The organism is Curtobacterium sp. MCPF17_018 (genome assembly GCF_003234135.1).
Taxonomy (GTDB): Bacteria; Actinomycetota; Actinomycetes; order Actinomycetales; family Microbacteriaceae; genus Curtobacterium; species Curtobacterium flaccumfaciens.
In genome coordinates, this window is the sequence record NZ_QKSJ01000008.1 from 142,616 (window position 1) to 156,404 (window position 13,789).

The window sequence follows — 13,789 nt, forward strand, 5'->3', positions numbered from 1 at the left end:
CCGCGGAGGTTCCGCGGGGGACTGTCGCTTTCGCGAGCGGTGCTGGGCTGTGCCCTACTTCTTCACCGCACCCTGGATGGCGCTCTGGTAGACGGGCTTGTTGTCGCCGTCGAACTTGTAGATGCCGATGTAGGCGCTCGACGGGTCGTTGTTGTCGTCGAACGGGCCGATGCCGGACGGGCCGGTGTAGTGGATGTCCTCGCCGTCGTCCAGGAGGGTCTTGCACTCCTTGAACGTGGTGCACTCGGTGCCGCCGTCAGCACCGGACACGGCAGCCATGTTCGCCTGGATCGTGCCGGAGTCGGTGCCCTTGCCCTTCACCGCGGCGAGGGCGGCGAGGACGGTGGCGTCGTACGACTCCGCCGCGTACGAGTAGTCGGCGAGCGTCTTGCCCGACGAGTCCTTGTAGAAGGCGGCGAGCTGCTTCTTGAAGTCGTCCTTCGGCGAGGCGCCGGGGATGGTGCCCTGGGCGCCGCTGAGGGTGCCCTTGTCGAAGTCCTTCGAGTAGTCCGCCGTGTTGCCGTCGGACATGTAGATCTTCGCTTCGTTCCCCTGGGAGACGAGCTCCGGGATGATCGACTTCGTCTCGTCGAAGGCGAGGACGACGATCGCGTCGGGCTTCGCGGCCAGGGCAGCGGTCACCTCGGACGAGAACGTGGTCTGGCCGGGCGGGAACTCCTGGCCCTCGCCCTTGCCGCCGTAGACGACCTGGCCACCGGAGGCCTCGACGGCCGACTGCACCGAGTTGCGGAGGCCGGTGCCGTAGGTGTCGTTGAAGACCAGGAAGGCGACCTTCGCGTTGCCGTCACCGGTCACGAGCTGACCGAGCGCGGAACCCTGCACCGAGTCCGGCGGTGCGGTCCGGTAGTAGTACGACGAGTAGCCGGAGAGGTCGGACGCGGTGTTCGCGGGCGAGATCTCGACGATGCAGTTGCTCGTCAGCTGGTCGATGACGTTCAACGTGACGGACGAGGACTCGGCGCCGATCGCGACCGGGACCTTCGCGTTGACGAGCTTCGTCGCGGCGGAGCTCGACACGGTCATGTCGTTGCTGTCACCGGAGTCGGTCGCCGGGTCGATCGTGACGTCCTTGTCGAGGACGCCGCCCGCGGCGTTGATGTCCTTGACGGCCAGGCCGACACCGGACTCGGCCGGCGGGTTGAGGTAGGCCAGCGAACCGGTCAGGGGCAGGATCGTGCCGATCTTCAGCGCGTCCGTGCCGGGGGTGTCCGGGGCCTTGCAGCTGGCGGCGGGATCCTTCTTCGCATCGCTCGACGCCGAGCTCGAGGGGGAAGCACTGCCGGTGGTGGAACACGCGGCGAGGAGGACGGCTGCTGCGCCCGCCAACGCCAGTGCCGCGGTGGCACGGGTGGTTCTGATCATCCGTGGAGCCCTTTCTCTGCGCGGAGGCTGTGCCGCTTCGGGTGAATGCGACGCCTCCACTGGATGTCGAGAAACGTAGGGTCCATGTGTTTCGCCCGTGTGACGGGGCGGTACGCAAAGGTGTTTCGTTACCGAGCCGTGACGTTCCTGTGCGCGGGGACAGGGATCGGCACGTTCGTGACGGTGCCGGGGTGGCGACCCGACCTGCGCCAGGCGGATGGTCCGGCAGGGCGTCCGGGAGGCCCGGCGTACGTTCCGCCCCATGAGCGACTTCCAGCCCACCAAAGCCATCGTCACCGGCTCCGAATCCGGGATCGGCCGTGCGACCGCCGTCGCGCTCGCCGAAGCCGGCATGGACGTCGGCATCACCTACCTGTCCGAGCCCGACCGGGCCGAGGAGACCGCGGAAGAGGTCCGGAAGACCGGCCGCCAGGCCTTCGTCGAGCAGATCGACGTCTCGGACCTCGCCGGCGCGGCGGCCGTCATCGACCGCCTGGTCTCTCAGCTGGGCGGCGTCGACGTCTTCGTGGCCGACGCCGGCACCGGCGACAACGCGCCGTTCCTCGAGATGACCCTCGACCAGTGGCGCCACACCGTCTCGACCGACCTCGACGGGGCCTTCGTCACGATGCAGGCCGCGGCGAAGCACATGGCGCAGGCGGGCACCGGCGGCCGGATCATCGGCATCACGAGCGTGCACGAGCACCAGCCCCGCTACGGCTCGAGCGCCTACGACGCCGCGAAGCACGGGCTCGGCGGCCTGCTGAAGACCATGGCGATCGAGCTCGCCGAGCACGGCATCACCGTGAACGCCGTCGCCCCCGGTGAGATCGCCACCCGGATGACCGGCGCCGAGGACGAGGACCCGCACACCATCGACCGCCCCGGTGTGCCGCTCGGCCGTCCAGGCAACGCGTGGGAGATCGCGGCAGCCGTGGCGTTCCTGGCTTCACGCGCGTCGTCCTACATCACGGGGGTGTCCCTGCCGGTGGACGGCGGGATGCTGCAGATGGGCCCGCACGGCGGCTCGCACATCACGTCGAACGACTGGCGTTCGGCGTAGGAGCTCGGCCGGCGGTCCGGTCAGCAGGCCGGCCGGCGGTCCGGTCAGGAGGCCGGCCGGCGGTCCGGCCAGGAGGCCGGCCGGCGGGCCGGTCAGCTCGGCTGGTCGGCTTCGTCGTCGAGTTCGGCCTGGGACCGCAGGACGCAGAACTCGTTGCCCTCCGGGTCGGCGAAGACCACCCATCCGCCGTCCGGGTGGCGCAGGTCGGCGAGCTCCACGGCACCGATGCCGCGGAGCCGCTCGACCTCCTCGTCGCGGGTGCGGTCGGTGGGGCGCAGGTCGAAGTGGATCCGGTTCTTCACGGTCTTCGCCTCGGGCACCTGGATGAAGAGCACCGTGTGCGACCGGTCGGGCGCCATGATCTCGCACTCCTCGTGCCCGGGGGCGTTCGGGTCGTCGGGCAGGTCGACGTACCCGAGCACCTGCTTCCACCACTCGGACTGGGCGTAGGCGTCGCGGGAGTCGATCGTGGTGTGTGAGACGGCGCTGACCATGCGGTGACACTACCGCCGCGGAACGCAGCACTGCGGGGGGCGCGGGGTCAAGACGCCGTCGTGTTACTTCGACGCCGCGGTGCTCGCGAAACACCGCTGAATTCGGCGGCGTTTCGGGGACTCGGCGGCGTCCAACCCACATGACGGCGTCTTGCGCTCTCCGCCGGCCGCTGCTCACGAGTCCGGCTGGCGACGTGCGCTGATCGGCGCTGCACGGAACAGAGGGAGCCCAGCAGCCGACAGCACCGCAGCCGGTGCTCGTGCATCCGCGGCCTCCCGCATCGTCCACCGCGCGAACCCGTGCACCTCCGGCAGTCGACGGAGGGTGTCCTCACGGGTCTTCTCGTCCCAGAGGGCTCGGGGGACGTCGTACTTCAGGCGACCGTCGAACTCCCCGATCACGCCGGCGTCGGGCCACCAGAAGTCCGTTCTGAACCTGCCGCGCGGCGTCTCGAACTCGTGCTGCAACTCCGGGGCAGGAATCCCGAGGAGATGGGCGGTGACGCGGCTGATCGACTCCCCCGGGGATTCGGCCAGCGCGAAGGCGATCGCCGCAGCGGCCTGTCGGCATCCACGCACGCGTCCGAGGGCGTCGAATGCGCCGGTGAGTCCTTCGCGACGGAGCATGTCGAACCGGAGCACGTGGTGGAGGACGACGACGGCGTGGGTGAACGACTGCCGACGTGCGATGTCGAGGACCGTCCGCTCGAGGGACGTCGTCGGGATCCCGTCGACCACGACGCGCTCGCCGTTCCGGATCCGCCCGGTGTGACGGACGACGCCCCGACCGGTGTGCGTCTTGTCGAGCCGGACGTCGATCACGTGCAACCTCCAGTCGGCAGCGTCGAAGTCGGGCAACCCCCAGAGCGCCGCGGCCGAGGTCCCCGAGACGACGCACTCGGACTCCAGGGACCCGTACCGTGCGCGGACGAACAGGCGCCGGCGTTCCAGGAGTGAGAGCGCCTCCCACTCCGGGCGCTCGACGGCGGCGCCGTGGAACAGGCGCACCGGTTCGTGCAGGGCCGACGGGACACGGACCAGGACGGTCTGGGCGAGCGCGTTCATGCCCGAAGCTTGGAACGCGGCCACGGCGCGAGGCGACTCGCACGTCGGACCGGTGGAGAGCCTCCAGGCCGTTTCCGGCTGTGGAGGAGTCGCAAGACGCCGTCGTCTCCGAACCACGCCTGGAAAGCGTTGAGACGCCGCCGAATTCGGCGGCGTCTCAACGACACGACGGCGTCTTGCGGACCAGAATCGGCCCGGACCAGAACTCAGCTGCGGTAGTTCGGCGCCTCGACGACCATCTGGACGTCGTGCGGGTGGGACTCCTTGAGCCCCGCCGCCGTGATGCGGACGAACTTGCCACGGGCCTTCAGCTCGGGGATCGTGCGACCGCCGACGTAGAACATCGACTGCCGCAGCCCTCCGGTGAGCTGGTAGACGACGTTGCCGACCGAACCGCGGTAGGGCACCTGGCCCTCGATGCCCTCGGGGATGAGCTTGTCGTCGTTCGGCACGTCCGCCTGGAAGTAGCGGTCCTTCGAGTACGAGGTCTTCTTGCCACGGGTCTGCAGGGCACCGAGGGACCCCATGCCGCGGTAGGCCTTGAACTGCTTGCCGTTCACGAACACCAGGTCACCGGGGGACTCGTCGGTGCCGGCCAGCAGCGAGCCGAGCATGACGGTGTCGGCACCGGCCACCAGGGCCTTGGCGATGTCGCCCGAGTACTGCAGGCCACCGTCGGCGATGATCGGCACACCGGCTTCGCGTGCGGCGAGGGAGGCCTCGTACACGGCGGTCACCTGCGGCACACCCACTCCGGCGACGACGCGCGTGGTGCAGATGGAGCCCGGGCCGACACCGACCTTGACGGCGTCCACACCGGCGTCGATGAGCGCCTGGGCGCCCGCGCGGGTAGCGACGTTGCCGCCGATGACGTCGATCGCGTCGAACGTCGGGTCGGCCTTCAGGCGACGGACCATGTCGAGCACGCCTTCGCTCTCGCCGTTGGCGGTGTCGACGACGAGCACGTCGACGCCGGCGTCACGCAGGGCCTCGGCACGCTGCCAGGCGTCGCCGAAGAAGCCGATCGCGGCACCGACGCGGAGCCGGCCCTCGTCGTCCTTCGTGGCGTCCGGGTACTGCTCGCTCTTGTCGAAGTCCTTGACGGTGATGAGGCCGCGGAGCTTGCCCTCGGCGTCGACCAGCGGCAGCTTCTCGATCTTGTGCTGCGCGAAGATGGCGATCGCCTCTTCGGGGTCGATGCCCTCCATCGCGGTGATCAGCGGGGCCTTCGTCATGACGTCGCGCACGTACGTGGTGGCCTGCTCGAACGAGGCCACGAAGCGCATGTCGCGGTTCGTGATGATGCCGACGAGGGTGCCGTCCTGTTCGACGACCGGGAGGCCGGAGACGCGGAACTGGCCGCAGAGCGCGTCGACCTCGGCCACGGTGGCGTCCGGGGTCGTGGTCACCGGGTTGGTGATCATGCCCGACTCGGAGCGCTTGACCTTGTCGACGTAGGCCGCCTGGTCCTCGATGGACAGGTTGCGGTGCAGGATCCCGATGCCGCCCTGGCGCGCCATGGCGATGGCCATGCGGGCTTCGGTGACGGTGTCCATCGCGGCGGAGAGCAGCGGGACGTTGACGGAGATCCGCTTGGTGAGCCGGGACGCCGTGGACGCCTCGCTCGGGATGACGTCGGTGTGCCCGGGCAGCAGCATGACGTCGTCGTACGTGAGTCCGATGAATCCGAACGGATCCGGCTGGTCCATGGGTCCCCTTCGTGGGCGAGTGAAGTGTCGAGACACCGGGAACACGACGACGGGTTCCGGATAGGACATGGTAACGCGAGCGGCTGTCGCCGCATTCCGCCTGGAGGCACGGATCGCGCCCGCCTCGGAGCGTTCCTCCACAACGTCACAGTTCGGGTACGAATCACACAGGGAACGTGTTGGAAACACGGGTGTCACAAAATCCCCATAGGTTCCTCGTCATCCGAACGAGAGGCTCTTCCGTGGGATCCATCACTCCTCCGGGACGGGCGCAGCCGCGCCTGTTCCGCCTCCGCCACGCACGACGACGACCGGTCCTGGCGGCCGTGCTCGTCGCCGCGTTCCTGGCGACCTTCCTGATCGACTGGGCGGTCACCCTGCCGGCCTTCAGTGCCACCTCGGCACCGGCCACCAGCCAGGCGTGCACCGTCAGCCCCGACAACGGGTGCATCCAGGGCACGATCACCGACTCCGAGCGTGAACCGGCCGAGGGCGTCGACGTCGACGTGACCGGCCCGAGCGGCTTCGACGAGACGGCCACGACGAACGCCGACGGCCGCTGGTCGGTCAGCGTCGACACGGCCGGCGAGTACACGGTGAGCGTCGACCAGGGCACCCTGCCGAAGGGGCAGTACCTGACGAACGCCGCCGACGCCGAGCGCAAGGTGCAGGCCACCCTGAACGCCAACGTCGGGCAGATCTTCCAGCTGTCCGACCAGAAGGGCGCCACGACCTCGGCGGACTCGTCGGGCGTGAGCATCCAGCGGGCCTGGCAGCAGTTCGCCTCCGGGCTCCGGCTCGGGCTGCTCATCGCCCTGGCGTCCATCGGGCTCTCGCTCATCTACGGCACGACGGGGCTGTCGAGCTTCTCGCACGGTGAGCAGGTCACCCTCGGCGGCCTGCTGGCGTACGTGTTCGCCAACCAGCTCGGCTGGAACATCTGGGTCACCGGCATCGTCGTCACGCTGTTGTGCGCCGCGACCGGGTACCTGCAGGACGCCGCGATCTGGCGGCCACTCCGGCGACGGCGCATCAGCCTGACGCAGCTCATGATCGTGACGATCGGTCTGTCGATCGCCGCCCAGTACGCGTTCCAGTACTTCTTCGGTGCCTCGACGGTCCGCATCCAGCAGGGCAACCCGGAGACCGTGCGGTTCGCCGGCGTCACCCTGACGGTGCAGTCCTACGTCGCCATGGGGATCGCGCTCGTGGTCCTCGTCGCGACCGGGCTCTTCCTGGCGAAGACGCGCTTCGGCCGGGCGACCCGCGCCGTGTCGGACAACCCGGCGCTCGCCGCGGCCTCCGGCATCGACGTCGACCGGGTGATCCGCTTCGTGTGGACGCTCGCCGCCGGCCTCGCGGGGCTCTCCGGCGTGATGCTCGGACTCGTCCTGAACGGCGTGAACTGGCAGACCGGGCTCCAGCTGCTCCTGCTCATGTTCGCCTCGGTCACGCTCGGTGGCCTCGGCACCGCGTACGGCGCCCTGGTCGGCTCGATGATCATCGGCGTCGTCGTGGAGCTCACGAACCTGGTGCTCCCCGGTGACTTCAAGTACGCCACCGCCCTCGTCATCCTCATCCTCATCCTGCTGTTCCGGCCGCAGGGCATCTTCGGCCGCGCCGAGCGGATCGGCTAAGGGAGCACGCGCATGGACTACATCCTCAACCTGCTGTCCTCGCTCACCCAGGAGGCACTCGCCCCGACGACGGCGGCGTTCGCCCTGGCCGCGATCGGCCTGAACGTGCACTTCGGGCTCACCGGCCTCGTGAACATGGGCCAGGCGGCGTTCCTGCTGCTCGGTGCCTACGGCTTCGCGATCTCGATCACGAACGGACTGCCGTTCGTGATGGCGGTCCTCATCGCCCTGCTCGTCGCGATCGTGTTCGCGATCATCCTCGGCATCCCGACCCTTCGGTTGCGCGGCGACTACCTGGCGATCGTCACGATCTCCGGCGCCGAGATCATCCGCATGGTGGGCCGCTCGAGCCTGCTCACCTCGACCACGGGCGGCTCGAACGGCATCACCGGGTCGAGCTACCGCGACCCGTTCACCGCCCTCAGCCCGCTGCCCGACGGCACCACCACGATCCTGTGGTTCACGTACGCGAACAACGGCGTCAACGGTTGGTGGATCCGCATCGCCGCGTGGGCCATGGTCGCCCTGTTCACCCTGGTGCTCTTCCTGCTGATGCGCAGCCCGTGGGGCCGCGTGGTGAAGGCCATCCGCGAGGACGAGGACGCGGTCCGCTCGCTCGGCAAGAACGTCTACTCGTACAAGATGCAGGCGCTCGTGTTCGGTGGGGCGCTCGGTGCGATCGCGGGCATCATCTACGTGCTGCCGAGTTCGGTGCAACCAGACGCCATGGGCCGCTCGATGACGTTCTTCATCTGGACGGCGCTCATCCTCGGTGGTGCGGCGACGGTGTTCGGACCGGTGCTCGGAGCCGTGCTCTTCTTCGTCGTCCGGCTCTTCATCCGCACGCTGGCCGGCGACTTCATCCCCGACTCGATCATGAACGCGCAGCAGGCGGAGCAGTTCTCGTACGTGCTCGTCGGCGTCGCGCTCATGCTGCTCATCGTGTTCCGTCCACAGGGGTTGCTCGGCAACAAGAAGGAGCTGACGTTCAGTGTCTGAGACCTACGGCCACCCCAAGGCCGACCCGATCCTCACCGTCGACGACGTCACCCGCCGCTTCGGGGGCATGACCGCCGTGGACGTCGACCACCTCGAGGTCCAGCGTGGTTCCATCACGGCCCTCATCGGCCCGAACGGCGCCGGCAAGACGACGTTCTTCAACCTGCTCACCGGGTTCGACAAGCCGAGCCCGGGTGCGAAGACGCAGTTCAACGGCGCCACGCTGCAGAAGACGAGCGCGACGCACATCGCGAACAAGGGCATGGTCCGCACCTTCCAGCTGACCAAGGCGCTGTCCCGGCTCACCGTGATGCAGAACATGCTCCTCGGTGCCCGCGACCAGCCCGGCGAGAACTTCTTCGCCGCCCTGGTCAAGCCGGTGTGGGCGAAGCGGGAGCGCGAGATCACGGCCAAGGCCGAGGACCTCCTCGCCCGGTTCAAGCTCGACACGAAGGCGGACGACTACGCCGGTTCGCTGTCCGGCGGGCAGCGCAAGCTGCTCGAGATGGCCCGGGCGCTGATGTCCGACCCGACGATGATCATGCTCGACGAGCCGATGGCCGGCGTGAACCCCGCGCTCACCCAGTCGCTCCTCGGGCACATCCAGTCCCTGCGCGACGACGGCATGACCGTGCTGTTCGTCGAGCACGACATGCACATGGTCCGGCACATCTCGGACTGGGTGGTCGTGATGGCCGAGGGCAAGGTCGTCGCCGAGGGCCCGGCGGACACGGTGATGGACGACCAGGCCGTGATCGACGCCTACCTCGGTGCGCACCACGACACCGACCTGGGTGACGACTCGCTCCTCACCGAGGAGACCTTCGAGGAACTGGCGGAGGAAGTCGCCGAAGAGGACGCAGCAGAGGAGACGACCCGATGACGGACGCAACGGACCCCACGAACGCGAGCAGTGCCTCCAGTCCGTCCCCGGCGGCCACGCTGGAACGCGAGCCGGTGCTCAGCGCGAAGAACCTCGTCGCCGGGTACCTGCCGGGGGTGAACATCCTGAACGGCTGCGACCTGGACTGCTACCCGGGCGAGCTCATCGGCATCATCGGGCCGAACGGTGCGGGCAAGTCGACGCTCCTCAAGGCGCTGTTCGGGCTCGTGTCCATCCGCGAGGGATCCGTCACCCTGCAGGGTGACGACATCACGAACCTCAAGGCGAACAAGCTCGTGCAGGCCGGTGTCGGCTTCGTGCCGCAGACGAACAACGTGTTCCCCTCGCTGTCGATCGAGGAGAACCTGCAGATGGGGCTGTACCTGCGGCCCCGGAAGTTCGCCGAGCGGCTCGAGGTCATCTACGACCTGTTCCCGGTCCTCGCGCAGCGGCGGAACCAGCGGGCCGGATCGCTCTCGGGTGGTGAGCGGCAGTCCGTCGCGATGGCCCGTGCGCTGATGATGGACCCGAAGGTGCTGCTGCTCGACGAGCCGAGCGCCGGACTGTCCCCCGTGCGCCAGGACGAGACGTTCCTGCGGACCCGCCGGATCAACAAGGCCGGTGTGTCGATCATCATGGTGGAGCAGAACGCGCGACGCTGTCTGCAGATCTGCGATCGTGGGTACGTGCTCGACCAGGGGAAGAACGCGTACTCGGGCACCGGGAAGGAACTCGCTGACGACCCCAAGGTCATCGAGCTCTACCTGGGCACGCTCGCCAAGGACGTCGACGCACAGCGCTAGCGCTGTCGTCGGCTACGGGTACCGCTGTGGGGGTGGTATCCGTGACGGGTGGGGCCGTGCGTGGTCGCTTCGCGCCGCACGGCCCCGCTCCTGTACCCGGCCCGGAGGCGCGGCTCGCGTCCGGTCGCACGACTGTGGTCGCATGACGCCGTCGTGTTCTGTTGACGCCGCGGTCCCGTCGAAACGCCTCGGAATTCGGCGGCGTCTCGTTGGTAGGGCGGTGTCCTGCGCTGACGACGGCGTCTTCCGTTGACGACGGCGTCCTCCGTCGCACCCCGGCCCGGAGGCGCGGCTCGCCCCGCGCGGGTCGGTATCGTTCCGCGGGTGCGCACCTCCGGACCCCTCGTGCTCGACGCCCTCGTCTGGCTCGTGTTCATCGCGCTCTTCGTCGGCGCGGCGTTGCTCGTCAAGGTCGCGGCCGTGCTGCTCGTCGTGCTCGTGGTGCTCGCGCTCCTGCTCGGCTTCGTGCTGCGGGCGCTCCGGAAGCGCCGACGGGCGCCGCGGCGTCCGCGCTGACGACTCCGACCGCACCGTCCGGCCCGTGCACGCCGCAGAGCCCGCCCGGTAGGCTGTCCGAGTGAGCGAAGTCGAGATCGGTGCAGGCAAGCGCGGACGTCGGGCGTACGCGTTCGACGACATCGCGGTGGTCCCCTCCAGGCGGACGCGTGACCCGCGCGACGTCAGTGTGCAGTGGTCGATCGACGCGTTCACGTTCGCGTCGCCGATCCTGTCGGCGCCGATGGACTCCGTGTCCTCGCCGGCGACGGTCATCCAGATGGGCAAGCTCGGCATCCTCGGTGTGCTCGACCTCGAGGGCCTGTGGACCCGCTACGAGGACCCGACCCCGTACTACGACGAGATCAAGTCGCTCACCGACGGCAACGTCACGAAGCGCATGCAGCAGATCTACTCGGAGCCGATCAAGGCCGAGCTGATCACCGCACGCCTGGCCGAGATCCGCGCAGCCGGTGTGCCGGTCGCCGGTTCGCTCAGCCCGCAGCGCACCCAGGAGTTCTCGAAGACGGTCGTCGACGCCGGTGTCGACCTGTTCGTCATCCGCGGCACCACGGTCTCGGCCGAGCACGTCTCCCAGACCGAGGAACCCCTCAACCTCAAGAAGTTCATCTACGAGCTCGACGTCCCGGTGATCGTGGGCGGTGCCTCGACGTACACGTCGGCGCTGCACCTCATGCGCACCGGTGCCGCGGGCGTGCTCGTCGGCTTCGGTGGCGGCGCAGCGTCGACCACCCGTGCCGCGCTCGGCATCCACGCCCCGATGGCCACCGCCGTCGCGGACGTCGCCGGTGCCCGTCGCGACTACCTCGACGAGTCGGGCGGCCGCTACGTGCACGTCATCGCCGACGGCGGGCTCGACACCGCGGGCGACATCGTCAAGGCCATCGCAGTGGGCGCCGACGCGGTCATGCTCGGCACCGCACTTGCCCGTGCGACCGAGGCCCCGGGTGGTGGCTACCACTGGGGTGCCGAGGCGCACCACCCCGAGCTGCCCCGCGGCCGCCGGGTCGAGGTGGGCACGATCGCCCCGCTCGAGAACGTCCTGAACGGCCCGACGCCGACCCACGACGGCCGCGCGAACCTCGTCGGTGCACTGCGCCGTTCGATGGCGACGACCGGATACTCCGACGCCAAGGAGTTCCAGCGAGTAGAAGTGGTCGTGGCGCCGTACCACCAGTGACGGTGGCACTCGGGCACGACCCCGGGTGACGCCACGGCGCCGACCGTGACCCGGAGGCGACGATGGCCAAGTCCAGCACGACGAAGCAGACCAGCACGGCCGGACGTCCACGTGACGTCGCGCCCGGCGTGGGGTTCGACCCCGCGGCGAAGCTCGGACCGGACGAACGTGCGGCCGCGATCGAGACGCTGAAGACCAAGGAGCTCGACGTCCTGGTCGTCGGCGGCGGCATCGTCGGTGCGGGCAGTGCGCTCGACGCCGTGACCCGCGGCCTGAGCGTCGGCATCGTCGAGGCCCGCGACTGGGGCTCGGGGACGTCGAGCCGCTCGTCCAAGCTCGTGCACGGTGGCATCCGCTACCTCGAGCAGCTCAACTTCGCACTCGTCCGCGAGGCCCTCATCGAACGCGGCCTGCTGCTCCAGCGCATCGCCCCGCACCTGGTGAAGCCCGTGCGCTTCCTCTACCCGCTCAACCACCGGGTGTGGGAGCGGTTCTACATCGGCATCGGCATGGCGATGTACGACGTGTTCAGCTGGTCCGGCGGCCGTCCGCCCGGCGTCCCGCACCACCGGCACCTCAGCCGGAAGCAGGTGCTCAGGAACATGCCCGGGCTCAAGAAGGACGCCTTCGTCGGCGGCATGACGTACTACGACGCCCAGGTCGACGACGCGCGCTACGTCGCGTCGCTCGTGCGCACCGCGGCCTCGTACGGTGCCGAGGCAGCGAGTCGCGTCCGCATCGAGGGGTTCATCAAGGTCGGAGAGCGCGTGGTCGGCGCGCAGGCCCACGACATCCAGACCGGCGAACGGTTCGAGATCCGCGCGAAGCAGGTCGTCAACGCCACCGGTGTCTGGACCGACGACACCCAGGCGATGATCGGCACCCGCGGCCAGTTCAAGGTGCGGGCGTCGAAGGGCGTCCACCTCGTGATCCCCCGAGACCGGTTCCAGTCGAACACGGGCATGATCCTGCGCACCGAGAAGAGCGTGCTGTTCGTCATCCCGTGGGGCCGGCACTGGCTCGTCGGCACGACCGACACCGACTGGTACCTCGACAAGGCGCATCCGGCAGCGACCGCGGCGGACATCGACTACATCCTCGAGCACGTCAACAAGGTGCTCGCCGTCCCGCTGACCCGCGAGGACGTCGAGGGCGTCTACGCCGGACTCCGGCCGCTGCTGGCGGGGGAGTCCGACCAGACCTCGCAGCTCAGCCGGGAGCACGTCGTCGCCCACACCGTCCCGGGCCTCGTCGTGGTCGCCGGCGGCAAGTGGACCACCTACCGGGTGATGGGCAAGGACGCCATCGACGAGGCCGTCGCGGCCATGGACGGCAGGATCCCGGAGTCGACGACCGAGGACATCCCGCTCCTCGGTGCCGAGGGCTACCCCGCCGCGTGGAACCGACGCGCCCGCACCGCACGGAGCTTCAACGTGCACAAGGTCCGCATCGAGCACCTGCTCAACCGGTACGGCACCCTCGCGACCGAGGTGCTGCAGCTCGTCGAGCAGGACCCCGCGCTCGCCGAACCGCTGCCGGGGGCCGACGACTACATCGGCGCCGAGGTCGTCTACGCCGCCTCGCACGAGGGCGCCCTGCACCTGGAGGACGTCCTCGCCCGTCGCACCCGCATCTCCATCGAGGCCTGGGACCGCGGCGATTCCGCAGCGCCCGTCGCCGCGAAGCTCATGGCGGACGTGCTCGGGTGGGACCAGGAGACGACCGAGCACGAGGTCGCGAACTACCTGAAGCGCGTCGCCGCCGAACGGGAGTCGCAGCTGCAGCCCGACGACGAGAACGCGGACCGTGTGCGGCTCGAGGCCCCGGACATCGCGTTCGGCTTCGACGAGGACGACGTGGTCGTGGGCGGCGGCCGCTCGGACGGTGCCGAGGGCGCGAAGGCGTCCGACGAGCAGGTCGTCGGCGAGAAGACGAGCGAGCCGGAGTAGCGAGGCCAGCAGACGCCGTCGTGTCACCGAGACGCCGCCGGAACTGGCGGCGTCTCGGTGCCGACGAGGCGTCTCGACAAGACGACGGCGTCTTGCGGAGTCCACCCG

12 protein-coding genes are annotated in these 13,789 nt (G+C 69.3%); 8 read left to right on the top strand and 4 right to left on the bottom strand.

The window, feature by feature from the left end:
- Positions 1-54: 54 nt before the first annotated feature.
- The gene (locus tag DEJ27_RS11175) at positions 55-1,383 is read right to left on the bottom strand and encodes an ABC transporter substrate-binding protein (RefSeq protein ID WP_110859523.1); all 1,329 of its coding nucleotides are present in this window, start codon (positions 1,381-1,383) and stop codon (positions 55-57) included.
- Positions 1,384-1,645: 262 nt separating this feature from the next.
- Between DEJ27_RS11175 and DEJ27_RS11180 the strand changes: the two genes are divergently transcribed.
- Positions 1,646-2,446, top strand: a complete 801-nt coding sequence (locus DEJ27_RS11180; RefSeq protein ID WP_110859524.1) for an SDR family oxidoreductase — start codon at positions 1,646-1,648, stop codon at positions 2,444-2,446.
- A 92-nt stretch (positions 2,447-2,538) separates the two neighbouring features.
- Here DEJ27_RS11180 and DEJ27_RS11185 read toward each other — a convergent pair whose 3' ends face one another.
- The 3 genes from DEJ27_RS11185 to guaB form a co-directional block, all read right to left on the bottom strand.
- The gene (locus DEJ27_RS11185; protein ID WP_110859525.1) at positions 2,539-2,940 is read right to left on the bottom strand and encodes a VOC family protein; all 402 of its coding nucleotides are present in this window, start codon (positions 2,938-2,940) and stop codon (positions 2,539-2,541) included.
- Between the two features lie 174 nt (positions 2,941-3,114).
- Positions 3,115-4,005 (bottom strand): hypothetical protein, encoded by an 891-nt coding sequence (locus tag DEJ27_RS11190; protein ID WP_110859526.1) that lies wholly within the window; start codon positions 4,003-4,005, stop codon positions 3,115-3,117.
- Between the two features lie 206 nt (positions 4,006-4,211).
- The gene (gene guaB / locus DEJ27_RS11195; RefSeq protein WP_110859527.1) at positions 4,212-5,714 is read right to left on the bottom strand and encodes an IMP dehydrogenase; all 1,503 of its coding nucleotides are present in this window, start codon (positions 5,712-5,714) and stop codon (positions 4,212-4,214) included.
- A 326-nt stretch (positions 5,715-6,040) separates the two neighbouring features.
- On the opposite strand from guaB, the gene DEJ27_RS11200 reads away from it, so the two are divergent.
- The 7 genes from DEJ27_RS11200 (at position 6,041) to DEJ27_RS11230 (ending at position 13,681) form a co-directional block, all read left to right on the top strand.
- On the top strand, positions 6,041-7,351 hold the full coding sequence (locus DEJ27_RS11200) for a branched-chain amino acid ABC transporter permease (protein WP_110859528.1): 1,311 nt from the start codon (positions 6,041-6,043) through the stop codon (positions 7,349-7,351).
- 12 nt (positions 7,352-7,363) lie between these two features.
- Positions 7,364-8,350 carry a branched-chain amino acid ABC transporter permease gene (locus tag DEJ27_RS11205; RefSeq protein ID WP_027466698.1) on the top strand — a complete coding sequence of 329 codons (987 nt, stop codon included), beginning with the start codon at positions 7,364-7,366 and terminating at the stop codon, positions 8,348-8,350.
- Positions 8,343-9,233, top strand: coding sequence for an ABC transporter ATP-binding protein (locus tag DEJ27_RS11210; RefSeq protein ID WP_027466697.1), 891 nt, complete (start codon positions 8,343-8,345; stop codon positions 9,231-9,233). Before DEJ27_RS11205 ends, DEJ27_RS11210 begins: the two co-directional genes overlap by 8 nt.
- Positions 9,230-10,036, top strand: a complete 807-nt coding sequence (locus DEJ27_RS11215; RefSeq protein ID WP_027466696.1) for an ABC transporter ATP-binding protein — start codon at positions 9,230-9,232, stop codon at positions 10,034-10,036. The genes DEJ27_RS11210 and DEJ27_RS11215 overlap by 4 nt, the downstream gene beginning before the upstream one ends.
- A 324-nt stretch (positions 10,037-10,360) precedes the next feature.
- Positions 10,361-10,552: a hypothetical protein gene (locus DEJ27_RS11220; RefSeq protein ID WP_027466695.1), complete on the top strand. Its 192-nt coding sequence runs from the start codon at positions 10,361-10,363 to the stop codon at positions 10,550-10,552.
- Between the two features lie 61 nt (positions 10,553-10,613).
- Positions 10,614-11,732, top strand: coding sequence for a GuaB3 family IMP dehydrogenase-related protein (locus DEJ27_RS11225; RefSeq protein ID WP_111090915.1), 1,119 nt, complete (start codon positions 10,614-10,616; stop codon positions 11,730-11,732).
- 62 nt (positions 11,733-11,794) lie between these two features.
- Positions 11,795-13,681, top strand: coding sequence for a glycerol-3-phosphate dehydrogenase/oxidase (locus DEJ27_RS11230; protein WP_111090916.1), 1,887 nt, complete (start codon positions 11,795-11,797; stop codon positions 13,679-13,681).
- The last annotated feature ends 108 nt before the right edge of the window (positions 13,682-13,789 follow it).